Consider the following 23,708-nt stretch of genomic DNA (forward strand, 5'->3'; position numbering starts at 1 on the left):
CAAAGCAGGAAAGAGCGGGCGGGGGATAAAAAAGAGGCCCGAACGTCGGGCCTCTTGAGCGTGAATTAGCTTTTACTGTGCAGGGGCGGGTACCGCGTCCTGTGCCGGTGCGCTGTCTTCGGCCGGGGCGCCCAACAGGCCAAACATGCCGATGAATTCCTGCAGCGACATTTTGTTGCCGTTCAGATCAACCTGGTTATCAGCGTAGTGGAAGCTACTGCCGATCACACCCTCTTTCAGGGTGGTCAGTTTGAACATCTGGCCCATGGCTGCTAACCCTTGCACCTGTTGTTCCGCCAGTTTTTGCGACTCTTCGGCACTGTAGCCTTGCAGTAAGGCCGTTTGCGAAGTGGTTTCCGTCGCCATCGCCACCGGAATACTCAGGTTGGCGTCGATCTTTTTCACCGAGCGAGCAATCAACTGGTCCGGAGATTCTGCCGGGGAGCCGGCCTGCGCTGGATCGGTCAGATCCAGATTCAGCGTAAAGGTGCTTTCACCCTTGCTGTTTTTCCAGCTCAGTGGCGCGATGCTGATGGACGGATTGCCCTTCAACAACAGCGGCAGGTTCTGCAGCAGGATGTCGGTGGTCTGCTGTTGGTAAGCCACCGGATCCATAGTTTGCGCCTGTTGCAGCATGGCCATCGCCTGCTGGTTGTACCGGTCGGCGAACTCTTTCAGTGATTTGGCATCCAGTTTGTCGATTTTCAGCAACAGCTTGCCGGAGCCGAAGTCGCTGTTCTGCACCTTCAGCGAATCGATGGTGTAATCAATTTGACCGTTCAGGTTGCTGTCTTTTTCGCCAAATTGGCTCGCCAGCTTAAAGCCGTCCAACAACAGGGTGTCTTTACCGTCAACGGCAACCTTAATCTGTTTCAACACCAGGTTCTGATTACCCAGGCTGAGATCGAACTGCCCGGCATGGGTCTGGCTCTTCAGTGATACACCCAGCAACTGAACCTGCTCGGTCTGACCAAACTGGTTCGGGCCGCTGATCACCGCGCTGTCGCTGTTGGCGTCCAGGGTGATGGCTTTCATGTCGCGTGACACATCGGCGTTGATGGTCGCACCGCTAAACTTCAGCGCCGACTTGTCCTTTTGGTAATCCAGCGGGATCACGTCAATGGCGGAGGAGGTGTCGCCACTGTAGGAAATACGCGATTCCGCGGTAAACAGAGACTTGCCCTTGGTGATATCAAACAGGCCTTTGGTCGCTGCGGTGTTTTCGAGCTCGGTGTGCACCGATGCCATGCTTGGCAGCAGGTTGAATTTCTTCAACTGGGCAAACGGGAACGGACCATGGTCGATGGTTTCCTGGAACGCCACTTCGTCACCCGGCTTCAGCGGAGCGTCGTCGGTAGTGACGCTGCCGTCGGCACGCAGCACATAGCGAATTTTACTGCTGAAAATACCGCGTTGGTAATTCTCATAACCCAGTTTAACGCCGGCTTTCGGCAGGTAGGCTTTCAGCTGGCTGTTGGCGTTCTCAACCACTTCACCCATCCGTTGTTCGATCAGTTTGCCGGTGTACCAGGAAGCCCCGGTCCATGCCGCGCCAAGAACCACAATGACGCTAACAGCGACTAACGATTTTTTCATAGTTCTGTTCATCCTTATTGAGCCATCTGTCTCTCGCAGATGGATGGGCAAATTTGGGCCAACAAAAAAACGCCCGCAGGCGTTTAATTGTGAAGGTAAGCTCCTCTTTCAGCAACTAATTTGCGGAAATTTACCGAGTGTTTACGCCAACAGATTATAAACACGCGCGATTCGACCGGTACCGCTAACGCTGACCGGCGATTCGAAAGCGCCGATAAAGCAGGATTCACCGGGCTTAAGCACCAGTTGCTGATCATGTTTACTCAGTACTGCTTCACCCTCAACGCAGAAAACAATTGCCGCGCTATCTTGCGCCAATGCTTGTGGAGCGGCGGAAAGATCGTGCAGCGAGAAGGCGAAGTCCTCTACCGGGATCGGGAAGAACAGTTCGTCACCGCGCTTTTGCGGCTGGGTCAGCAGCCCTGAGGCTGGTTGCGGGCGGAACTGCAGGTTGGCCAGCAGTTCTGGGATATCGATGAATTTTGGCGTCAGACCGGCGCGCAGCACGTTGTCCGAGTTGGCCATCACTTCCAGCGCCACCCCTTTCAGGTAAGCGTGTGGCGTTTCGGCATACAGGAACATCGCTTCGCCAGGTTGCAACTGCACCACGTTCAGCAGCAGCGGCGAGAACAGACCGCTGTCATCCGGATAGAAACCGGCAATGAAGCGCACCGTGTCCCAGGTTTCCCCCTGTTGGTTATTCAGCGCGGCTTTCAACACCCCCAGCGCCAGCGATTTCTGCTCGCCGCTCATCGCCAGCAGGCTGGCAAACAGAGCGGACAGATGGCTGACATCCGGTTGCTGCAGGAAGGCGGCGATATCGTGGTGTGCACCGGCGATCGGCTGCAGCAGGGAAACAATGTCGGACAGTTCGCGGAAGCCATTCATCGCCAGGAAAGGCGTCAGGGCAAATACAAGTTCCGGCTTATGATTGGGATCCTTGTAATTACGCTCAGCAGCATCCAACGGAATGCCGGCCGCGTTCTCTTTGGCGAAGCCCGCTACGGCGGCGGATTTGCTTGGATGCACCTGAATCGACAACGGCTGATCGGCGCACAGCACTTTGAACAAGAACGGCAGCTCGCCGAAACGACGTGCGACTTCGGCACCCAGCTGCTTAGGCTGATCTTCATCAATAACATCGCGCAGCGAGCGCAAATTACCGTCGGTACCGGCTACGCGAGAGCTGCTCTTCGGGTGAGCCCCCATCCACAGTTCCGCCATCGGCAGTCCTTGTGGGTTGGCAATGCCATACAGCTGGGTTAACGCGTCGTGGCTGCCCCATGCATAGTTTTGCACTGCGTTGGTCATTTTTTGCATTTTGATAAACGTCCTTTGCATTCGCCGCCAGGTGACGGTAATTGGCTGACTGTAAAACAAACAAATTTTGTGCGTCTTATCCTACACCCGAAAGAGGGTGACAAAATGGTGCGCGATCAAACAAGTGGCGCAGTGGTCGGCGGTATAAGGTATTCGCGCCGGGCCGCAGCTCAGGGTGGGTAAAGTATAACGAGATAACGACCTCTGTCACCCTCCAGATATCACTGAACATTGGCCTGAACGGCTTAAAAAACGCCATTTTCGTTTGTGGGCAAGTTGACGGTGGCAATAACAAAATTTCAGACGGCGTGAGCGCAAAAATAAATGTTATTTTTGGCTTTATTTGTTCGTTATATTTCAAGCTGTGTTTTTTGACGCAAATTATTACCTGCTGAATATCTCTATCACCATAATGACTCCGTTTAAATTGCCAACCACACAAATGGCTTAAATTAACCTGTAGCACCGCTATACAGTGCAGGCCAATAAAATGATTCTCCGATTATTCCTAACGCCGAGGCGCTAATGAAAAAAATTTTGCTGGTTCTGCTGATGTGTACTTCCGGTGCCAATGCGGCCGTGGTGGTGACCCATGCTTACGGCTACGGTGTCCGCCCGGTTGTCGTCGCACCTCGCCCGGTGGTAGTCGTACCGCGCCCGGTGGTTGTTGCGCCGGCTCCGGTGGTGGTGACAACGGCGCCCGTAGTAACTACAGCACCGGTCGCCCACCCGGTTGCCGCCGCGGCCGGTGCTGTGGGGGTGGGCGTTTACCGCCATAATGAACGCCAGGATGCCTACGATGAAATCAACCATCTGCAGGACCAAAGAATTAATGCTTATAATCAACATCACCATTAATTCCTTCGTCAGAAATTAATAAAGAGAGCGCCAGACGGCGCTTTTTCTATTGTCGATATTCAATTGGCCGATGAAAACGGCAAGGACGTGTTGCCAGAAAATAAAACCCGCACAATAACCATGACAATGGAGGAAAAATGCTGTGAGGCAACTCTCTTAATGCGAATAGTTATTATGTCACTATACTGGATGGGTGTGCCGGCGGCCTCGCGCGCGCTGGCGTAATCGTACATTTTTAGGAATTGTACTAAGGAGATAGTGATGGCAGCCGTTCGTATTGAAAAAGACTCTATGGGACCCATCGAAGTGCCGGCCGACCGGCTATGGGGCGCACAAACGCAGCGTTCCCTGGAGCACTTCCGCATTTCTTCCGAAAAGATGCCGACCGCGTTGATTCATGCGCTGGCATTGACCAAACGCGCCGCTGCCAGCGTCAACATGGACCTGGGGCTGCTGCCTGCGGAGCGGGCCAACGCCATTATCAGCGCCGCCGATGAAGTGCTGGCGGACAAGCATACGAACGAGTTCCCGCTGTCTATCTGGCAAACCGGCTCCGGCACCCAGACCAACATGAATATGAATGAAGTGCTGGCCAATCGCGCCAGCGAGCTGTTGGGTGGCGTGCGTGGGGAAGAGCGCCGAGTCCATCCGAACGACGACGTTAACAAGAGCCAAAGCTCCAACGACGTGTTTCCGACGGCGATGCACGTGGCGGCGGTGATCGCCGTGCGTGAACACCTGATTCCCGAACTGAAAGTGCTGCATAAAACGCTGAGCGACAAAGCGGAAGCCTATCGCGATATCGTCAAAATTGGCCGCACCCATTTACAGGATGCCACGCCGCTGACCCTGGGGCAGGAGATTTCCGGCTGGGCGGCGATGTTGGCGCACAACCTGCAGCATATTGAAGCCAGCATTCCACATATTTGCGAACTGGCGCTGGGCGGCACCGCTGTGGGCACCGGCTTGAATACTCATCCGGAATACGCGGTTCGCGTAGCCAAGGCCCTGGCTGATCTGACCCGGCAGCCGTTTGTCACCGCCCCTAACAAATTTGAAGCGCTGGCTACCTGCGATGCACTGGTGCACGGCCACGGCGCGTTGAAAGGGCTGGCGGCTTCGCTGATGAAAATTGCCAATGACGTGCGCTGGCTATCTTCTGGCCCACGTTGCGGCATTGGCGAGATCGCGATCCCCGAAAACGAGCCGGGCAGTTCCATTATGCCGGGCAAGGTCAACCCGACCCAGTGTGAAGCGATGACCATGCTGTGTGCTCAGGTGCTGGGTAATGATGTGGCGGTCAATATTGGTGGTGCCTCCGGTAACTTTGAGCTAAACGTGTTCCGGCCTATGGTGATCCACAACTATCTGCAGTCGATCCGCCTGCTGGCTGACGGCATGCAGGGCTTTAATGAGCATTGTGCTGTGGGCATTGAACCTAATCGCGATCGCATCAGCCAGTTGCTGAATGAGTCGCTGATGCTGGTTACCGCGCTGAACACGCATATCGGCTATGACAAGGCGGCCGAAATTGCCAAGAAAGCGCATAAGGAAGGCCTGACGCTGAAAGCTTCCGCGCTGAAGCTGGGCTACCTGACCGAAGAGCAGTTCGACCTGTGGGTACGTCCGGAAGACATGGTTGGCAGTATGAAGAAGTAATTGATTGCTCGGCTTGTAAAAGGCTTACTGAGGTAAGCCTTTTTTATGGAGAAAATGCATGTCACGCACCGAGCGTCTACTCGAGCTGATGCAAATACTGCGACGGCATCGCTACCCGGTTGCCGGCCACGTATTGGCGCAGGAAATGAATATCAGCATGCGCACGCTGTATCGCGATATTGCCACCTTGCAGCAGCAGGGAGCCGAGATTGTTGGGGAGGCGGGCGTGGGATATGTACTGCGGCCGGGGTTTATGCTGCCGCCAATGATGTTCTCACAGCAGGAAATTGAAGCGCTGGTGTTGGGCATGCGCTGGGTAGGCCGCCGGGGTGACAGTCAGTTAGCCGAAGCGGCCAATAATGCCCTGGTAAAAATTGCCGACGTGCTGCCTGCAGCATTACGCGACGAGCTAGAGGCCAGCACGTTGTTGATTGGCCCCTTGGATTTGATCAAGGTGGCGGACGAAACCCTGGTGTTGATCCGCGAAGTCATTCGCCAGGAACGCAAGCTCGAGGTGCATTACTGCGATAACAACGGCAATGAAAGCGAGCGTATCCTCTGGCCTTTTGCCCTCGGTTACTTTGAGCAGGCGAGGATGCTGGTGGCCTGGTGCGAACTGCGTCAGTCATTCCGCCATTTTCGTCTCGATCGTATCCGGCTGGCTACGCCGCTGGCGCAACGCTATCCACGAGGACGCCGCCTGCTGATGAAAGAGTGGCATCAATCGCAGGGCATCCCTACGCAGTAATCCCACACTGCTGCCAAAAACTGTCAGTAGGGGCGCTTAGTCTTAAGGTCTCGGGAGCCAGCCGGTTCCCTCACCCAAAGGTTAATGCGATGACAACCCCAAATATGACCCTTCTCTATGTCGATAACCCAGAAAAAAGCGCCATCTTCTACCGTCATTTACTGGGGCAGGAGCCGGTGGAGCTTTCGCCCACTTTTGCGCTGTTTGTGTTGAGTAACGGCCTCAAATTGGCGATGTGGTCGAAGCATACCGTGCAACCTGGCGCGACGGTGACCGGTGGCGGCGGAGAACTCGGTTTTCTGTGCGAATTGCCGCAGCAGGTGGATGCGCTTTATCAGCAGTGGCGCGATCGGGGGCTGAATATCATTCAGCCGCCGGTGACGCTGGACTTCGGTCATAGCTTCGTCGCCACCGATCCTGACGGCCACCGTCTGCGGGTTTACAGCCTCAGCGAGTAGGAGCGTCGGTATACAGGTGGAGCCGTTTGATCAGCAACCTCAACGGCTTGGCGTCCGGCTTATATTTATGTTTGACCGTCGCCGCGTCGTAATTGAGCAACTCGCCAATCTTCGGCACCTGGGCGCCATGTTCCACCTGGCATAGCGCAATCAGCGGCAGCGGGCAGGGGTGCTGCACCTGTTTTTGCTGCGGCTGATACCATACCCGGGCAATGGGTTGTACTTTCACTGGCCGCTTGATTTTTAGCGCCGCCTGCTGGGGCAGGCGACTGACATCATCGATTTCACGGCTGACCAGTTCTGCCCACTGTTCACGGTTATGTGGCGGTACCGCTCGGCCGGCTTTCAGGCTCTTTTCCAGTTGCGCCAGAATATCGTCGCGCTTTACGTTCTTGATAATATGCTTGTTGGCCCAACCGAAACGAACCGAGTCCGGATCCGTCACAACGGTCAAACTACGGTAGGCGCTAAGAGTAATCAGGCCGTGCAGATGAGTATGAACGAAGTCAAAGCGTTGCTCCGGCGCCAGGCCGGAATCGACGGTAATAATCTGTTCCAGCTCGGCTTTCAGCCGGTTTATCAGGCCAATTTGCGTCTGGATCTGCAGGTATTCCGGCTGCTCTACCGCCAGGCAAATAACGCCGGGCAGGCGTACCGCCGCCTTGCTGCTGACGTTGTGTTTATTGTGATGGATAAATAACCGCTGATAATGCTCCAGCGCCAGGTCGCGAGCGGCCTGGCCGACATGCTGCTCGACGGCAATCTGTTCTACCGTCGCATGCTCTTTGCCTTTCTCGATTTCCGGTAGGCTGAACACCCTGCCGGCTAACAAACGTAACGGTAATACCTGCTGGTGGAGGGCTGTCAGCGCCTGTTCCAGTTGGTTAAAACAACCATTCATCCTGCCAATTAAATCGTATTTATCCATCTGGTACCTCTCATTTTAGTTACAACATACATTATGGGGACGACAAACGGAAGGGCAGCATCGGCTAAAGTGAGGAATGAGACACCGAGTGGTCCAGGCTAACCAGAGGGGGTAAGGCCCCCTGCACCCGTGGGTACAGGGGGGAGGGTTAAACTCGTGCCGCTTCCGGCAGTTTTTTCAGGTAATGCACGACCAGCAGGGCGAGTAGCAACATGACGCTGATAAATGCTACGACGCCATTCCAACCGAAGCTGTGCCAGAAAACACCGCCGAGGGTCCCGGCGACGCTGGAACCAACGTAATAGCAGAATAAATATAGCGAGGATGCTTGTCCTTTGGCGCGGCGGGCGCGACGTCCGATCCAACTGCTGGCAACCGAATGGGCGGCAAAGAAACCGGCGGTGAACAGCATCATGCCGATAAAAATCACCGCGACCGGGGCCAGGGCAGTAATCAGTATCCCGATCAGCATAATCAGGGTCGAAGCCAATAACACTGGCCCGCGGCCGAAGCGGGACGTCATGGCACCGGCCTTCGGCGAACTGTATGAACCGGTCAGATAGACCACCGACAACAGGCCGACAATCGCCTGGCTCAGGTGGTAAGGATCAGCCAGCAGGCGGTAGCCAATATAGTTGAACATGGTGACAAAGCTGCCCATCAGCAGAAAGCCTTCGGCAAACAGCAGCGGCAGGCCTTTATCGTGCCAGTGCAGACGGAAGTTGATCAGCAGGGTACGTGGGCGCAACGAACTGGCGCGAAAATGTTTTGAAGCGGGCAAAATACGCCAGAACATGCAGGCGGCGGCCAGAGCGAATAGCCCGATCACCGCCAGTGACACGCGCCAGGAGAAGAAGTCGGTCAGCACCCCGGTCACCAATCGGCCGCTCATGCCGCCGATGGAATTCCCGCTGATATACAGCCCCATGGAAAAAGCGACAAAACTGGGGTGGATCTCTTCGCTCAAATAGGTCATGCCAACGGCGGCGACTCCGCTCAGGGAAAGCCCGATCAGCGCACGCATTAGCAGAATGCCTTGCCAACTGGTCATAAAGGCGCAAATCAGGGTACAAATTGCCGCCAGCAGCAGCGCCACAACCATCACCGGTTTACGGCCGATGGCGTCAGACAGCGGGCCGGTAAACATCAGGCCCAGGGCCAGCAATCCGGTAGACACCGACAGCGACAGGCTGCTTTCCGCCGGGGATATGCCAAAGTCTTGCGACAAAACCGGCAGAATCGGTTGCACGCAATACAGCAAGGCGAAGGTAGCCAGTCCGGCGGAAAACAGCGCCAGGGTCACGCGCATAAACTGCGGCGTACCGCGCTCGATGTAGGGAAGTTTGTTAAGAGTGGAACGTTGGGTTTTTGGCGCAGCAGCCGCGTCGTCGTTAGCGGCCAGCGTCGACGGCATACCGGCCGCAGAACGCACAGGGGTTGTCACAGTCTTTCCTTACACAGCACTTGATGAGTTAACAAAATGATAGGGAGAGGGCAGTTTTTTGTCTAATATATTAATAATTAAAATTAAGACGTTTAAAGTATGAATATTGAGTTGAGGCATCTGCGTTATTTTATCGCCGTGGCGGAAGAGTTGCATTTTGGCCGTGCAGCGGAACGGCTGCGTATTTCACAACCGCCGCTCAGCCAACAAATCCAGGCTCTGGAGGAAATGGTTGGCGCTCGCCTTTTGGCGCGGAATAACCGCAATGTCAGCCTGACTCAGGCGGGGGAGATGTTCCTGAAAGAAGCCTATCAGGTGCTCGATCAGGTCAGTCGTGCGGCGGAAAAGGCAGCGCGATTGGAACGCGGCGAACTTGGCGAACTGACCATTGGTTTCACCTCTTCGGCACCCTTTATCAGCGTAGTGTCGCGCAGTCTGCGGGCTTTCCGTCAGCAACACCCGCAGGTGCACATCAAGATGCGAGAAGTGAACACCAAGCAGCAGATCGAACCCTTGCTCAATGGCGAGCTCGATCTGGGCGTGATGCGTAACACTCGCTTACCGGACGTGTTGAAACATCAACTTTTACTGTGCGAGCCCCTGGTGGCAGTGGTGCCTGAAGGGCATCCGCTAACCCAGGTGGCTTCCGGTACCTTGCGTTTCCAGCATCTGGCGGAAGAACCCTTTGTGTTTTTCTCGCGTGAGGTGGGAACCGCGTTGCATGACGAAATTTTGTCGCTGCTGGCCAAGGCGGGGATCACGCCCTATATCACTCAGGAAGTTGGCGAGGCGATGACCATCATTGGCCTGGTGTCTTCTGGCCTGGGTATCTCTATACTTCCGGCGTCTTTCGCCCGGGTTAAAATCGATGGAGTACAATATTTGCCGCTGGCGGAGCCGGAGGCGATGACTGAAGTGTGGCTGGTGCACCATCGTCAACGGCCGTTGACGGCGGCAGCAAAATCCTTGATGGCGTTACTGTTGGCCTGACGGACCAACTGGGTAAATAAAACACAATCCGTAGCGAAAGCAGGGTGAATTTGTGCAGCAAATCACATAACGAATCAAATAGTTGACGCTGTATTCCAAAAGCCCCACCATAGCCGATAGTCTTTATTTAGAAGCGCGAAAAATAGTAGGAGCAGGTTTGTGATTGCTGTTGGGCAGCCTGGGCATATTGATCAAATCAAGCAAACAAATGCAGGGGCAGTTTATCGGTTAATCGATCAACTGGGCCCAATTTCGCGCATCGAACTGTCAAAGCGAGCACAGCTGGCGCCCGCCAGCATCACCAAAATCGTGCGGGAGCTGTTGGAAGCCCATCTGGTTAAAGAAACCGAATATCAGGAAGTGGGCAGCCGCGGCCGCCCGGCGGTGGGTCTGGTGTTGGACACCGAAGCCTGGCATTACCTTTCCGCCCGCATCAGCCGTGGCACCATCACGCTGGCGCTGCGTGATATCAGCAGCAAGCTGGTAGTTGAGGAAATCCTCCCCCTGGCCGCCGAACACCCCGATCCGCTGCTGAAACGCATTCTGACCGAAGTCGATCAGTTCTTTATCCGCAATCAAAGCAAACTGGAGCGGTTGACGGCCATTGCCATTACCTTACCGGGGATGGTGGATGCGATTTCCGGCGTGGTGCATCGCATGCCGTTTTACGACGTGGAAGATATGCCCTTGGGGCCGGCGTTGGAAACGCGCACCGGTCTGCCGGTGTATCTGCAGCACGACATCAGCGCCTGGACCATGGCCGAAGCCTTATACGGCGCTTCACGCGGCAGTCAAAACGTCATTCAGGTGGTGATCGATCATAACGTCGGCGCCGGCGTCATCACCGGTGGTCGGGTGCTGCATGCCGGTAGCCGCAGTGTGGTAGAGATTGGTCATACCCAGGTCGACCCTTACGGCAAACGCTGTTACTGCGGCAACCACGGCTGCCTGGAAACCGTAGCCAGTATCGAGAATATGTTGGAAATCGCCCGCACGCGGCTCGGGACCTCGATGAGTTCCAGCCTGCACGGCATGCCGCTGACGGTCGAATCGCTGTGTGATGCAGCGCTGGCAGGCGACCAACTGGCCAAAGATATCATCCTTGGCGTGGGCCACAGCGTAGGCCGTATCCTGGCTATCATGGTCAACCTGTTCAATCCGGAAAAAATCCTGGTCGGCTCCCCGCTAAACCGCGCGGCGGAAATTCTGCACCCGGCCATTGCCTCCTGCATTCGTCAGCAATCTCTGCCGGCTTACAGCGAGCATATTAAGGTGGAGTCCACCCAGTTCTTCAACAAAGGCACCATGCCTGGTGCGGCTTTGGTGAAAGAAGCGTTATACAACGGTTCACTATTGGTTCAGTTGCTGCAAGGCTAACACCAATCAGTAATACTTATCGTTTAACGCCAAAATGTTGCGCTACCTCAAGCTCGTGCCTGTCGGCATCCTCTAGACTTTTCCCCGTTCTACTCTTTCGCCGTAAACCCGGCGATATTTTGGTTAACGGTGTATCTCGGGGCAATTAAGTCATGTTAACGCGTTTATTTGTAACAGGAACGGATACCGATGTCGGTAAAACCGTGGTTTCTCGCGCTTTGTTGCAGGCCTTTGCCGCACAGGGCCGCTCAGTGGCCGGCTACAAGCCGGTTGCCGCACGCTGTCAGGAAACCAGTGAAGGCCTTCGCAATAAAGACGCTTTGGTTCTGCAGGCCTCTTCAACTCTGCCGCTGTCATATCAGGAAATTAATCCCATCACCTGTCTGGAAGAAGTGTTTCACGCGCAACCTACCGACGATATCAACTATGGTGTGATGAGCAGCGGACTGCAGCATCTATCCGCCAAGGCCGATACCGTGGTGGTCGAGGGCAGTGGTGGCTGGCGCGTACTGATGAACGACATGCGGCCTTATGCCGAATGGGTGGTGCAGGAGCAACTGCCGGTAGTTTTAGTGGTGGGGATTAAATTGGGCTGTGTCAGCCATGCGTTGTTAACGGCTCAGTCGATCATTAATGACGGCTTACCTTTGCTGGGCTGGGTGGCTAACCGCATTAACCCGGGGCTGGCGCACTATGCCGAAACCATCGACGCGTTGCAGCAGCGCATTCCTGCGCCGTTGCTGGGTGAAATTCCTTATCTGCCGCGGGCTGAGCAGCGTGAATTGGCGCATTACCTGGATATCTCACCGCTGCTGAACCGCTAGGCGTTGTGATAGACCGACACCGAGCGCAAACCCCGTGAAACGGTAGTGGCGATCACGCAGGCCAGCAAAATGCCCGGCAGCAGGGTGTATTCACCGGTCATTTCGAACACCATCAACGCAGCCATGATCGGCGCGTGGGTGGTTGCGGCCAGCAGCGTGGCCATACCGGTCAGCGCCATCAGCAGCGGCACCGCGCTGCCCAGTTCCGGCCAGGTGGCGCACAGTTGCCCAACCACCGAACCCAGGGCGGCCCCGACAAACAGCGTTGGCGTGAATACGCCGCCGGGCGCTCCGGAACCGCTACTGGCGAGCACCGCCAACAGTTTACAAATCAGAATGGCGCCAACCAGCAATACGCCGGGCGGCGCACTGAGCAGTGACTGCACCACGCTGTAGCCATTGCCCCACACCTCAGGAAACAGCAGCGAAAGCAACCCCACGATCAACCCGCCGAGCGCCAATTGCAAAGGGGGCTTCAGGCGCAGCGAACGGAAAGCATGGCCGGTGGCCTGCATCGCCCATAAAAATAGCGGGCCGCAAATGCCGGCCAATACGCCCAGTAGCGCCATCAGCAGATATTGCACCGGCCAGGGGGCGGGCAGAGGCTCAACCAGGTACAGCGGCGCCTGGCCACCGTTAAGCAAGTTGGTCATCAGCAGTGCGCAAACGGCGGCAATCACCACCGGGCCCAGCGAGGCCAGCATCAGCGTGCCAAACAGGATTTCCGCAATAAACAGGCTGCCTGCCAACGGGGCGTGGTAAGCGCTGGCCATCCCGGCAGCCGCGGCGCAGGCGACCCACAGTTTCCATTCTTTCTCGTGGGTGAAGCGTTGAGCAAACACGGAACCCACCAGCGCGGCCAGCAGGATCATCGCACCTTCGCGACCGATGGCGCTGCCGCTGGAGACCACCAGCAGCGAAGCCAGGCATTTCACCAGACTGGCACTGACGTCCAGCCGCCCGTCGCCGGTTTCGATCGCTTCCATATAATCGGTTGGCGCTATCTGTCGTTGATGTTGATAGCGCTGGTAAACCCACAGCAGCGTGCCCGCCGCCAGGCCGCCTAACGCCGGGGTCAGCGCTCTTCGCCAGGCCGGTAACGCGGAGGCGGCAGCGACAAGGCTGCCGCTCTCATGGTCGAGCAACAGCCATTCCAGGCCCAGCATCGCACGGTGAAACAGCCAAACCACCAACGCGGCGGCGATACCAAGAAAGATGGCAATAAACAGGCGGCGCAGCAGGGCGCGATAGTGGTGCAGGTGGACCCATCGTTTCATGCGTCAGTAAAATCAGGAGAAAAATGAAAGGTACAGCGGAGTATTGTGCTTGCCGTGTCAGCCGAAGGCCAGTGAATCTTTGCAGAATTGGCGGAGGGCTCATGGTTTAGCGGGGTGGCAGGGATTCACCCTGATTTTTGTGACGATGTCACTTGAAGTTCAAATGGTGCGTTTTTCGCCAGCGAAAACAGCTAACCAGACAGCGGTAACGGCAGCGACTCGTCGGGCTGATATAATGGGATGAAAATGAGAATCCAAGGTTTGTATTCACGCTATGACAAATAACGAAGCCCCAGCGCCACTCCCTCATCGTCCGTTGATCCTGATTGCCTGCATGTTGGCGATGTTTATGTCAGCCATTGAGGCGACGATTGTCGCCACGGCGATGCCCACAATTATCGGCGATCTGGGCGGGTTTTCTCTGCTGGGCTGGGTGTTTGCAGTGTATTTATTGGCGCAGGCCATTACCATTCCGATTTATGGCCGGCTGGCGGATTTCCTCGGGCGCAAGCGGGTATTTTTCTTTGGCGCCACGCTGTTTTTGCTGGGCTCGGTACTGTGCGGTTTCTCACCCAATATGTACTGGCTGATCGGTTTTCGGCTGCTGCAGGGCCTGGGGGCCGGGGCGATTATGCCGATAGCCACCACCATCATCGGGGATGTTTACAGCGCCACCGAACGGCCGAAGGTAATGGGTTATCTGTCCAGCGTCTGGGGTGTTTCGGCGATCGTTGGCCCGCTGCTGGGCGCGTTTATCGTCCAGCATCTGCCTTGGGCGTTGGTGTTCTGGGTTAATTTACCCATTGGCCTGTTGGCGATGTTTTTCCTTGGCCGCTATTTGCCTTCTCACCAACAGCTACGTAAGCATGCGTTGGATCTGGCGGGCACGGCTTGGCTGACGCTGTTTGTTTCGGCGCTGTTGTTATCGCTGCTGCAGGCCGAAAACCTCGGGTGGTGGGTGCTGCCGCTGTTAGGGGTGGCGGCCGTTGCGCTGATGTTGTTGGTTCGACAGGAGCGCCGTGCGCCGGAGCCATTGTTCCCACTGGCACTGTGGCAAAGCCGGGTGATTGTGGCCGGCAATATTGGCGGTCTGGTGATTGGTGCGGCGATGATGGGGATCAGCGCTTTCCTGCCGACCTTTATTCAGGGCGTGATGGGCGGGACACCGCTGGAAGCCGGTACTACGCTGGCGCTGATGTCGATTGGCTGGCCGCTGGCCAGCACCTTCAGCGGACGGCTGATGCTGATGACGTCCTACCGTACGACGGCGCTGCTGGGCGCGCTGTTGCTGGTGGCCGGCGGGCTGATCTTATTGCTGATGCAACCGAGCGGCGGTTTGCTGTGGGGCAGAGTGGCCGCCTTTATGATCGGCGCCGGTATGGGGCTGTGCAACACCACGTTTTTGGTTTCGGTGCAGAACGCCGCGCACCACAGCATCCGTGGCATCGCCACTGCTTGCACGGTGTTTACCCGTATGATGGGCTCGGCGATCGGTACCGCGATCTTGGGGGCCACGCTGAACATTAACCTTCAGGTGCGTCTGCCGCAAACGACCGATCCGGTCCAACAGTTGATGGAGCCGGCTACGCGTGGCGCAATGGGGTCGGAAATGCTGGCAGAGATGACGCAGCAGGTTGCCGCCTCACTGCATTGGGTATTTTTGGTCTCCGCCATCATTTCACTGTTGGCATTGGCGGCTGCGATGTTGATCCCCGCCCGGCATCGGCCGCAGGGTGAGGGAGAAGAGGCGGAACAAGCCTAAAGGAAAGGGCGCCGATAGCGCCCTGGATCAGAATTACTGTGCGGTTTTGGTATCTTGACTGGTGCCGGTCTGGGCCGCATCACCGCTGTCGTCGCCGTTGCTCAGGCGAGTATATACAATCTTTTGGGTGTCGTTCTCGCAGTGGCCAACCACCAGCCCGCCGGCCTGTTGGGCCTGATCGTTAGGCACGATATCCAGCTTGAAGCCGGATTCCGGCACGCCGTTGTTGATAATTTTCTGCGAAATGTCCGCCTTCACGCTCTCGCACGAGGCCAGGGCGGCCAGGGGGGCTGCGGCCATCAGCACTGCACCCAAGATAAGCGCTTTTTTCATCAATTCGTCCTTTTTGAGAATGGGCTTCCTTAGTCAGAATAGCAGCAACGGCGGCGGAGAGTAACGGCCGCCGCGTGCTACCGCAAGATTAAGGATTAATCTGACGACCGGTCTGACGATCCAGACACTTGCGAGTATTGGGTTCCCAATATGCATTAACGTTCAGGCTGTCGTTGCAGCGGTCTTCGTTATCAATCGCCTTGTCTACCTTGTCGAACTCTTTCTCCACGCGGGTGTTGACCTTATGGCGCAGAGATTTGGTGTCGTTGAACTGTTCTTTGCTCTGACGAGCCGCTTCGGTACTCATGGCGCCGCTGTTACTGCCGTCGACGGTCACGCAGGTGCTGCCCTGGGTGCAACTGGCGGCCAGTGCCGGTGCCTGCCAGGCGCCCATCAGCATCAGCATGGCGACCGGCAGCATCCCGCGCAGCAGTCGTTGAGTAGAAAGTGTTTTCATCGTTTCATCCTTATGAGTTAGTGTTGCCTGATAGCGGCAGCACTGGCTTTAACGCGCCCTCGGGCGTGCTGATAAATATACCATCCTGCTCTTGGAGTGCACCAATTAAGCGCCGCATCGTTTACTTTACAGAGAGAAAGCTTTCCCCATGTTAAAGACCACCCTGTTATTTTTCGCCACTGCGCTGGCTGAGATCGTCGGCTGTTTCTTACCTTATCTGTGGTTGAAAAAGGGCGCCAGCGCCTGGCTGCTGCTGCCGGCGGCGGCCAGCCTGATGCTGTTTGTTTGGTTATTGACGCTGCATCCTGCAGCCAGCGGGCGCGTATATGCGGCGTATGGTGGAGTCTACGTTGCGACGGCACTGTTGTGGCTGCGGGTGGTTGATGGGGTGAAACTGTCGGCGTTGGACTGGCTGGGCGCCGGGGTGGCGTTGGCGGGGATGCTGATTATTGTTTCGGGCTGGCGAGCGGCCTGACAAGCGGCGGCAGGGGCTGGCCCTGCCGCATAAAATCACGCTTCGCGGTGGATATTCAATCCGGCAAAGGATTGGCTGACCGGCATGATCTCCAGCGAGTTGATGTTAACGTGGGGCGGCAGAGTCGCCACCCAGAACACCGACTCGGCAATATCTTCCGGCGTCAACGCATTGGCGCCGTCGTAGACCTTATCCACCTTGCCGTCATCGCCTTTGAAGCGCACGTTAGAGAATTCCGTGCCGCCCACCAGGCCTGGCTCAATGTCGGTTACGCGGATGCGGGTGCCGTGCAGGTCGGCGCGCAGGCCGAGGCTGAATTGCTTGACGAAGGCCTTGGTCGCGCCGTAGACGTTACCGCCGGCATAGGGCCAGTTGGCAGCAACGGAGCCGATATTGATCACATGGCCGACGTTGCGTTCAACCATTGCCGGCAGCAGGGCGCGGGTCATGTTCACCAGGCCTTTGGCATTGGTGTCGATCATGGTTTCCCAATCATCGGCGTTGGCCTTGTGCGCAGGCTCCAAACCTAACGCCAGACCGGCGTTGTTCACCAGCACGTCAATCTGGCGCAGTGCCGCAGGCAGTTCATCAATCACCTGCTGAATTGCCGCGCGATTACGTACGTCCAGACGGACGATATGCAGCGCCTCGCCCAATTCGTCTTTCAACTCTTCCAGACGTTCAATACGGCGGCCGGAGGCGATCACCTGATGGCCTTCGCGGATAAAACGTCGTGTGATGGACTCACCAAACCCTGAGGTGGCGCCCGTGACAAAAATGATCATGCTACTGTTCCTCAACTGTTTTAACAACATGCTAATAGCATTAGCATAATCCCGGTTTAAGTGGCAGTGGTTATCGGCGTCGACATAAAAAAACCGCCATCGCTGCTGCCAGACGGGCGGTTTTTTGGTCAGAGGGTTATGCAAGCCGGGCTGAAAGTGCCCGTTCTGCAATGTTGCTACAGCTGAGGCGGTACGTGGTACACCACGCAGTCATATTTGGTATTTTCGCGTCGGCCTGCCACTACGCCGCCCAGAGATTCGGCGATGCGTCGGCTGGGGGTGTTTTGTTCTGCCACCGGATAGATAAAGTGACGCGGCCGGTAGCGCTCGCTGGCCCACACCGCCATGGCATGAACGATTTCGCGGCCGTAGCCGTTACCGTGCAGGCTCTCTTTTACCCAGATACCCAGCTCCGGGGTGGTGTTGTGCAAGTCATGCAGGCCGCCCATGCCGACAAACTCTTTGCTGTCGCGCAGGCGAGCGACGAAAATCAGCTCCTCACCTTCGCGGATCAGCGGCAGCCAGGTTTGCCAAACGTTGGCGAAGGCCTCCGGCGACTCTTCAGGCTCAAAATTCATAAAGCGCGTCAGTGTAGGGGTAATCGCCTGGTAAACATCGTCGGCATCTGCTGCGGTAAAAGGGGCAATCAACAACCGGTCGGTGTTCACACGGCACTGAGAAAGGTCACTGTGGATCATTATTATTACCTCGCTTTTCAGGCCAAAACGGCAAAAAATCCGCACCGGTGAAACGGGGCGGATCATCGATATTACGTTGATTGGCGACAGATGCGACTTATTTCTGCAATCGCTGAGGCGAGAGCGGCAAAGGTTCGGCCGCCGGTTTTCGCTGGCGTACCTCACTGCCGGCGTTCGGATCCAGGGTAAAGCTGTCAATCACCGCCAGCAGCGCGATAACGCCGATGACCACAAACGCCAGTTGGAAATCGACCAATGGAATGCGCGCTGTGGACTGCGGCATCAGCATTTCCGCCAGGCGCAGTGCCAACGCGCCGATGGCAATACCCAGCCCGCTGCCCATTTGCTGCGATACATTAAACAACGTATTGGCGCCGTTCATTTGCGGCTGCGGCACTTCGGAAAACGCTAACGTGTTGAGCGCAGTGAACTGCATGGAGCGCGTCAGTCCACTGACGAACAGCAGCCCCAAAATCAGCCAGGTCGGCGTCTGCGGCGTCAACAACGCGCAGGCGAAAATGGTAGCGGCATTGAGCAAACCGTTCACCACCAGCGTAGTACGGAAGCGAAAACGGTACAGCACCGCCGAGGTAAAGGGCTTCATCACCAGATTGCCAGCGAACACCGCCAGCACCAACAGCCCGGCATCGAAGGCGTTAAGGCCAAACCCAATCTGGAACAATAGCGGCAGCAAGAAGGGCACGGCGCCGATGGCGATACGGAACAGCGTACCGCCCCAAATCGTGACGGCGTAACTTTTTATCCGCATCGCCCACAGGTTGATTAAAGGATGTGCCGTACGCTTGGCATGGCGAACCGCCAGCGCACCCAGTGCCAGGCTGCCAAAAATGCACAACGCGGGTACCAGCCAGGACAATTGCGGATGGTTGATCAGATCCAAACCGAACATCAGGCCGAAGCAGGCAATGCCGGTCAGCACGAAGCCGAGGGCGTCAAAGGGAACGCCTTTCTGCGGCGCTTCCTGAGGGATCAGTCGCCAGGCCAGCCACAGTGCGGCGATGCCCAGCGGCACGTTCAGAATAAAAATCCAGTGCCACGAGGCGTAAGTGGTAATAAATCCCCCGACCGGCGGGCCGAGGATCGGGGCCACCAGACCCGGCCAGGTAATGGTGGCGATGGCTTTGATCAAATCGGGTTTGGCGGTATTGCGCAGCACCACCAGGCGCCCGACCGGCACCATCAACGCTCCGCCGAAACCCTGCAGAATTCGGGCAGCAGTAAACGTCGGCAGGTTAACGCTGGCGGCACAGAGCACCGATGCCAGGGTAAAAATCAGCACTGCCGCCGCGAAGATATTGCGCGCGCCAAAGCGGTTGGCAATCCAGCCGCTGGCAGGAATAAATACCGTCAGCGTCAGAATATAGGCCGAAATACCGATGTTCATGTCCACCGGTCGCACGCCGAAAGCCGCCGCCATCTGCGGCATGGCGGTGACGATCACTGTCCCGTCGAGGTTTTCCATAAAAAAGGCACCCGCCACCAGCAGTGGCAGCGCACTGGCGCGTGAAAAGAAACTCATGGCAAAGCACGCCGGGCGAAGCGCAGACAGGATGCGGACATGGCAGAAACCCCGTTTCAAAAATGTTAACGCCGGAAGAGTTTTTGAGGATAGCGCATTGCGCCGAGGTTAAAAAGAGGTTGAGCGGGTGATAATTAGCGGGCGCAGCACTTGCGCCCGCACAGGGAAATCAAAACTTCACCGAACCTTGCAAATACAGGGTTCGTGGCTGACCGATGTATAGCCCCTTGTTGTTATCGTCGTAAGCGCGGGTGAAATATTCATGGTCAAACAGGTTTTTAACCCCGAGGCCCAGATTCAGTCCGGCCATTTCCGGTCCAAAATCATAGGCGGCGCGCAGGCCCCACAGCATATAGCCAGGAATGCGGCCGGTACTGCCGTCGGCACTTTCCGCCACGGTGTTGGCATTGTCGGCGAACTGGCTGGACTGGAATTCACTGTTGAGGTTGAACGTCCAACTGCCCGGCGTGTAATCCAGCCCCAGCGTACCTTTATGCTTCGGTGAGAACGGCACCTGGTTGCCTTTGTAGGGGCCTTCCTCACGGATGGTGGCGTTGACATAGGCATAGCTGGCGTAAACCGTCACGTCGTCCAGTTTGGGAGTCAACTGCGACAAATCGTAACGCAGGTTGCCCTCCAGCCCGGCGTGTCGAGTTTTGCCACGTGCGGTGACGCTGTCGGTGACCTGGTTCGAATCGTACTGATTATTGAAGTTGATCAGGAACAGGCCAATCTCACCTTGCAGCGCATCGCCTTCATAGCGGGTGCCCAGTTCCCAGGTTCGCGCTTTTTCCGGTTCGATATTGCCGCTGTCGACCGCTTTACCCATCTGGCTGTATTGCACCGTGCCGAACGAGCCTTCGGTATTGGCGTACAGGTTCCAATATTCGTTCAGATGATACATGACATTCAGCGCAGGCAGCGGGGCGTTGTAGCTGACGTCGAGGCGATTATTCTTGATGTAATTATTCTGATAGGAAGAGATATGCTCATAGCGCATGCCCGGCGTGATGGTCCAATCGCCGATATCTATGCGGTCATCAATGTAAAAGGCGTGGGCGTCAGTGCCGGACTGCGTATCGCGATCGTAAGGGCTGCTGGTTGAAGGTAATACGCCGCTGCTGGCCTTGCTGTAGTAGCGTAGCTCATGGGTCGATTCGCTGACGTAGCGATAACCTACGCCGACTTCATGCGCCGACTGGCCCCAGCGGAAGCTTTGGCTGTAGCGTGGCTCCACGCCGCGTACCCAATATTCGCGTGGCGAAAGCGTCAGGTTCTTGCCCTGATCGAGATAGCCGCTGCGCAGGGTATAGGTATAGAAACTCTGCACGTCGAATTTGTGTTGCTGATCCGGCTGATATTGATAGCCGAAGTTGGCCAACTGGCGACGGCCCCAGAATTTGTCATAAGGACGCGTAGACTGGAATGGATTGGCGTTGTAATCCGCCCGGCTTAATCCCCCCGGCATATCGGCCTGGCCTTCGTAATATTGCAATAAGCTATTAAAGGTGTGCACCTCGTTTGGCGCATAGCGGCTTTTCAACATCACGTCGTCGATTTTGGTCGAACTGTGTTCGCGCCAGTCGCTGCCGCGGGTGCCGGAATAAAGCAACGCGCTGCCAAAGCCGTTGTCGGCGGTACCACCGATCATCAGGTTGCCGGTGCCTTTGGGGTGATCCTGACGGGAGGTCGGGCTAAGTTGGCCCTGCATGCCGGCTTCCATGCCGAAGGTTTTCGGGATGGCCTTGGTGACAAAGTTCACTACGCCACCGACGCTTTGCGGCCCGTAACGTACGGCACCGCCGCCGCGGACCACGTCTACCGCATCCATATTGCCGAGGGATACCGGCGCCAGCGACAGCTGCGGCTGGCCATAAGGGGCAAAGGGCACCGGAATGCCGTCCATCAGCACCGTCGAACGGCTGGCCAGGCGTGGGTTTAAACCACGAATGCCGAAATTGAGTGCCATATCGTGGCTGCCGGTGCCGTTATTTTCCGGAGCAACCACGCCCGGCACGCGATTCAGCGCTTCTCGCAAGGTGGTGGCGCCGGTTTTGGCAAACTCTTCTCGGCGCACTACGTCACGCGCGCCGGCGTGTTCGAATACGTCAATCTGACGGCCTTCAGCCAGCCAGTCACCGACCACGGTGATGTCTTGTTCTTGCTGCACCGTCGGCTGTTGGACCAGCGTAAAGCCATTAGCTCCCAACGCCTTGGCCTGTAAGCCGCTGCCCGCCAGCAGTGCGTTCAGCCCCTGATTAACGTCGTAGTTGCCTTTCAGCCCTGGTGAACGCTTGCCGGCGGTCAAACTTCCGTCAACGGACAGCGCAATGCCGGCATGGGCGGCAAAGGCATTTAACGCGCCATCCAGATCGCCTGCGGGGATCTGATAAGCGGTGGCGGCAACCGGTGCTGTCTGCGCTGCCAGCAAGGGTGAAGCGAATGCCAGACCCACGGCGACCGCCAGTGGTTGAAGCGGTTTTCCCCAAAAATTGTTCATACCTTCTCCTGATTATTCTATTTTTTGCTGCAGTGTTTTAACTGGAGTCGGATGAAAACGAAAAAGGGACAATCAAGAATGCGATTTTTTATCATTTTCATTTAAATAAATCAGGCGGGGACCACTTTTAACCAATAACGGGTAAAGCTTTGCAGCCGGATCGGCAGCGTTTGGCTGAGCAGCAGGAGTGCGCGATCGGGCTCCTTCAGTGGGAAACTGCCGCTCACGCGTAGGCCGGCAATGGCCGGATCGCAATCCAAACGGCCGTGACGGTAACGCGCCAGTTCGGCAAGCACCTGATCCAGCCGCCATTGACTGATGCTCAGCACGCCGCGGGTCCAGCTGTCGCCGTTGCCGGCTGCCTGTTGTTGGCCGAATGCCACAGCGCTGAAGCTGATTTGTTCCCCGGCGTTGACCCGTCGTTTTTCCTGTGGGAACTGTGCCAGGTGGGCTTCCACGGCGTGTTCAAGCACCGTCAGTTGCGTTTGATCGTCGTTTTCTCGCACCAGGAAATGGGTGCCGAGCGCGCGCATGGCACCTTGCCGGCTTTCGACCCAAAATGGCCGGTCGTCGCGGCCGGTAATCAAACTGATTTCTCCACTGTGCAACAGGATCAGCCGTTTTTCAGCGCTGTAGCGAACATCAACAGCGCTGGCGGTATTGAGTACTAACTGGCTGCCGTCGCTGAGGACGATGGGTTTAATTTCACCGGTAGCGGTGCGGTAGTCGGCGCGCAGCTCGCGGCCCAACGGGGACTGAAAGCCCAACCAACTGCCACCGACGCCCAGCAACAGCAACAGACTTTTCAGCAGGGTGCGGCGATCCAGCCTGGACTGACGGCCGGCCTGATCGAGCGTGCGATAGCTGAATTTTCCAGGTATGCCCTGCAACTGACTTTGCAGTGCTTCAACGCGTTGCCAGGCCCAGCGGTGATCTTCGTTTTGTTGGTGCCAGGCCTGCCACTGTTGCCGTTGGTGCTCGGTGACGTTTTCGTCGCATAACAGGGCAAACCATTGGGCGGCCATTTTCAGCGCCTGGCGCTGCTCGGGGGTGAGGGTGTGGCTCATTACGGGTATTCTGTTTCCAGGCTGAACAGCAGGCAGTGCTCGGCGGCTTTGGCCATGTATTTTTTTACTGAACTGACCGAAACGCCGAGGCGTTGTGCAATCTCGGCATAGCCCAGTCCTTCGAGCTGCGACAGCAAAAAGGCCTGTTTGATCTTCGGCCCCAGCCCGTCGAGCATGCTGTCGATGTTTTGCAGACTTTCAAGCAGGCTGTGACGCTGTTCGGGTGAGGGCGCCAGCGCCTCCGGCATCAGCGCCAGCATATCCAGATAAGCGCGCTCCAGCGTTTTGCGGCGGAAGAAATCGACCATCACCCGCTTGGCGAGGGTGACCAAAAAATCTTTGGGTTCGCGAATAGCGGCGGCGGAGTCGTTTTTCAGGATCCGCATGAAGGTGTCCTGTGCCAGGTCGTCGGCGTCAAAAGCGCAACCGAGTCGACGTTGCAGCCAGCCCCGCAGCCAACCGTGATGGGTTGCGTAGAGGCGTGTAAGCGCATCTGAGGAAGTAGGGGCTGTGGCTGACATGGGTTCCGCGCTGCCGGTCAAAAAAGATGCGCGGATGATAATTGAGAATGGTTATCGTTTCAAGTTTGACGCCATCCCTGGCCACGCGAAC

Annotated in this window: 22 protein-coding genes; 9 read left to right on the top strand and 13 right to left on the bottom strand. The window is 56.7% G+C overall.

Annotation, left to right across the window (positions count from 1 at the left end; genetic code table 11):
• Positions 1–72 precede the first annotated feature (72 nt).
• Positions 73–1,596, bottom strand: a complete 1,524-nt coding sequence (locus EBA31_RS11835; RefSeq protein ID WP_122079201.1) for a YdgA family protein — start codon at positions 1,594–1,596, stop codon at positions 73–75.
• A 141-nt stretch (positions 1,597–1,737) separates the two neighbouring features.
• A complete protein-coding gene (manA, locus tag EBA31_RS11840) occupies positions 1,738–2,916 on the bottom strand; it encodes a mannose-6-phosphate isomerase (RefSeq protein ID WP_122079203.1) in 1,179 nt (392 codons plus the stop codon).
• A gap of 525 nt (positions 2,917–3,441) precedes the next feature.
• Between manA and EBA31_RS11845 the strand changes: the two genes are divergently transcribed.
• From EBA31_RS11845 to EBA31_RS11860, 4 genes are all read left to right on the top strand, one after another.
• Positions 3,442–3,774: a hypothetical protein gene (locus EBA31_RS11845; RefSeq protein ID WP_122079206.1), complete on the top strand. Its 333-nt coding sequence runs from the start codon at positions 3,442–3,444 to the stop codon at positions 3,772–3,774.
• A gap of 261 nt (positions 3,775–4,035) precedes the next feature.
• Positions 4,036–5,433, top strand: coding sequence for a class II fumarate hydratase (gene fumC / locus EBA31_RS11850; protein ID WP_122079208.1), 1,398 nt, complete (start codon positions 4,036–4,038; stop codon positions 5,431–5,433).
• A 58-nt stretch (positions 5,434–5,491) separates the two neighbouring features.
• Positions 5,492–6,181: a YafY family protein gene (locus EBA31_RS11855; RefSeq protein ID WP_122079210.1), complete on the top strand. Its 690-nt coding sequence runs from the start codon at positions 5,492–5,494 to the stop codon at positions 6,179–6,181.
• An 89-nt stretch (positions 6,182–6,270) separates the two neighbouring features.
• A complete protein-coding gene (locus tag EBA31_RS11860) occupies positions 6,271–6,639 on the top strand; it encodes a VOC family protein (RefSeq protein ID WP_048759109.1) in 369 nt (122 codons plus the stop codon).
• Here the strand turns inward: EBA31_RS11860 and tus are convergent.
• Both tus and EBA31_RS11870 read right to left on the bottom strand, forming a co-directional pair.
• On the bottom strand, positions 6,629–7,567 hold the full coding sequence (gene tus / locus EBA31_RS11865; protein WP_122079212.1) for a DNA replication terminus site-binding protein: 939 nt from the start codon (positions 7,565–7,567) through the stop codon (positions 6,629–6,631). The two genes, EBA31_RS11860 and tus, sit on opposite strands and share 11 nt — an antisense overlap.
• A 148-nt stretch (positions 7,568–7,715) precedes the next feature.
• Entirely contained in the window at positions 7,716–8,981 is a 1,266-nt protein-coding gene (locus EBA31_RS11870; protein WP_170868547.1) for an MFS transporter, read from the bottom strand.
• 129 nt (positions 8,982–9,110) lie between these two features.
• Here EBA31_RS11870 and EBA31_RS11875 point away from each other — a divergent pair, with 129 nt between their 5' ends.
• The 3 genes from EBA31_RS11875 (at position 9,111) to bioD (ending at position 12,202) form a co-directional block, all read left to right on the top strand.
• A complete protein-coding gene (locus EBA31_RS11875) occupies positions 9,111–10,001 on the top strand; it encodes a LysR family transcriptional regulator (RefSeq protein WP_122079214.1) in 891 nt (296 codons plus the stop codon).
• Between the two features lie 159 nt (positions 10,002–10,160).
• On the top strand, positions 10,161–11,378 hold the full coding sequence (locus EBA31_RS11880; RefSeq protein WP_122079216.1) for an ROK family transcriptional regulator: 1,218 nt from the start codon (positions 10,161–10,163) through the stop codon (positions 11,376–11,378).
• Positions 11,379–11,530: 152 nt separating this feature from the next.
• Positions 11,531–12,202 carry a dethiobiotin synthase gene (bioD, locus tag EBA31_RS11885; RefSeq protein WP_020826758.1) on the top strand — a complete coding sequence of 224 codons (672 nt, stop codon included), beginning with the start codon at positions 11,531–11,533 and terminating at the stop codon, positions 12,200–12,202.
• Here bioD and clcB read toward each other — a convergent pair.
• A complete protein-coding gene (clcB, locus tag EBA31_RS11890) occupies positions 12,199–13,479 on the bottom strand; it encodes a voltage-gated ClC-type chloride channel ClcB (protein ID WP_046373643.1) in 1,281 nt (426 codons plus the stop codon). The genes bioD and clcB overlap by 4 nt on opposite strands.
• A 274-nt stretch (positions 13,480–13,753) precedes the next feature.
• Here clcB and EBA31_RS11895 point away from each other — a divergent pair, with 274 nt between their 5' ends.
• Positions 13,754–15,241, top strand: coding sequence for an MDR family MFS transporter (locus EBA31_RS11895; RefSeq protein ID WP_122079218.1), 1,488 nt, complete (start codon positions 13,754–13,756; stop codon positions 15,239–15,241).
• Between the two features lie 33 nt (positions 15,242–15,274).
• Here EBA31_RS11895 and EBA31_RS11900 read toward each other — a convergent pair whose 3' ends face one another.
• Positions 15,275–15,574 (bottom strand): DUF1161 domain-containing protein, encoded by a 300-nt coding sequence (locus EBA31_RS11900; RefSeq protein WP_020826761.1) that lies wholly within the window; start codon positions 15,572–15,574, stop codon positions 15,275–15,277.
• A gap of 88 nt (positions 15,575–15,662) precedes the next feature.
• Entirely contained in the window at positions 15,663–16,031 is a 369-nt protein-coding gene (locus EBA31_RS11905) for a DUF1283 family protein (RefSeq protein ID WP_020826762.1), read from the bottom strand.
• 148 nt (positions 16,032–16,179) lie between these two features.
• On the opposite strand from EBA31_RS11905, the gene EBA31_RS11910 reads away from it, so the two are divergent.
• A complete protein-coding gene (locus EBA31_RS11910) occupies positions 16,180–16,506 on the top strand; it encodes a YnfA family protein (RefSeq protein WP_020826763.1) in 327 nt (108 codons plus the stop codon).
• Positions 16,507–16,541: 35 nt separating this feature from the next.
• On the opposite strand, the gene ydfG is transcribed toward EBA31_RS11910, so the two are convergent.
• The 6 genes from ydfG to fecI form a co-directional block, all read right to left on the bottom strand.
• Complete coding sequence (gene ydfG / locus EBA31_RS11915; protein ID WP_115058896.1) at positions 16,542–17,291, bottom strand: bifunctional NADP-dependent 3-hydroxy acid dehydrogenase/3-hydroxypropionate dehydrogenase YdfG; 750 nt, start codon at positions 17,289–17,291, stop codon at positions 16,542–16,544.
• A gap of 176 nt (positions 17,292–17,467) precedes the next feature.
• The gene (locus EBA31_RS11920) at positions 17,468–17,989 is read right to left on the bottom strand and encodes a GNAT family N-acetyltransferase (protein WP_041414537.1); all 522 of its coding nucleotides are present in this window, start codon (positions 17,987–17,989) and stop codon (positions 17,468–17,470) included.
• Between the two features lie 97 nt (positions 17,990–18,086).
• Positions 18,087–19,529, bottom strand: a complete 1,443-nt coding sequence (locus tag EBA31_RS11925) for an MFS transporter (protein ID WP_122079221.1) — start codon at positions 19,527–19,529, stop codon at positions 18,087–18,089.
• A 169-nt stretch (positions 19,530–19,698) separates the two neighbouring features.
• Positions 19,699–22,029: a TonB-dependent Fe(3+) dicitrate receptor FecA gene (gene fecA / locus EBA31_RS11930; protein ID WP_122079224.1), complete on the bottom strand. Its 2,331-nt coding sequence runs from the start codon at positions 22,027–22,029 to the stop codon at positions 19,699–19,701.
• Between the two features lie 110 nt (positions 22,030–22,139).
• Complete coding sequence (fecR, locus tag EBA31_RS11935) at positions 22,140–23,096, bottom strand: ferric citrate uptake sigma factor regulator FecR (RefSeq protein WP_122079227.1); 957 nt, start codon at positions 23,094–23,096, stop codon at positions 22,140–22,142.
• On the bottom strand, positions 23,096–23,617 hold the full coding sequence (fecI, locus tag EBA31_RS11940; RefSeq protein WP_122079229.1) for a ferric citrate uptake sigma factor FecI: 522 nt from the start codon (positions 23,615–23,617) through the stop codon (positions 23,096–23,098). Before fecI ends, fecR begins: the two co-directional genes overlap by 1 nt.
• Positions 23,618–23,708 lie beyond the last annotated feature (91 nt).

It is taken from the genome of Serratia sp. P2ACOL2 (assembly GCF_003691565.1).
Taxonomy (GTDB): Bacteria; Pseudomonadota; Gammaproteobacteria; order Enterobacterales; family Enterobacteriaceae; genus Serratia; species Serratia liquefaciens.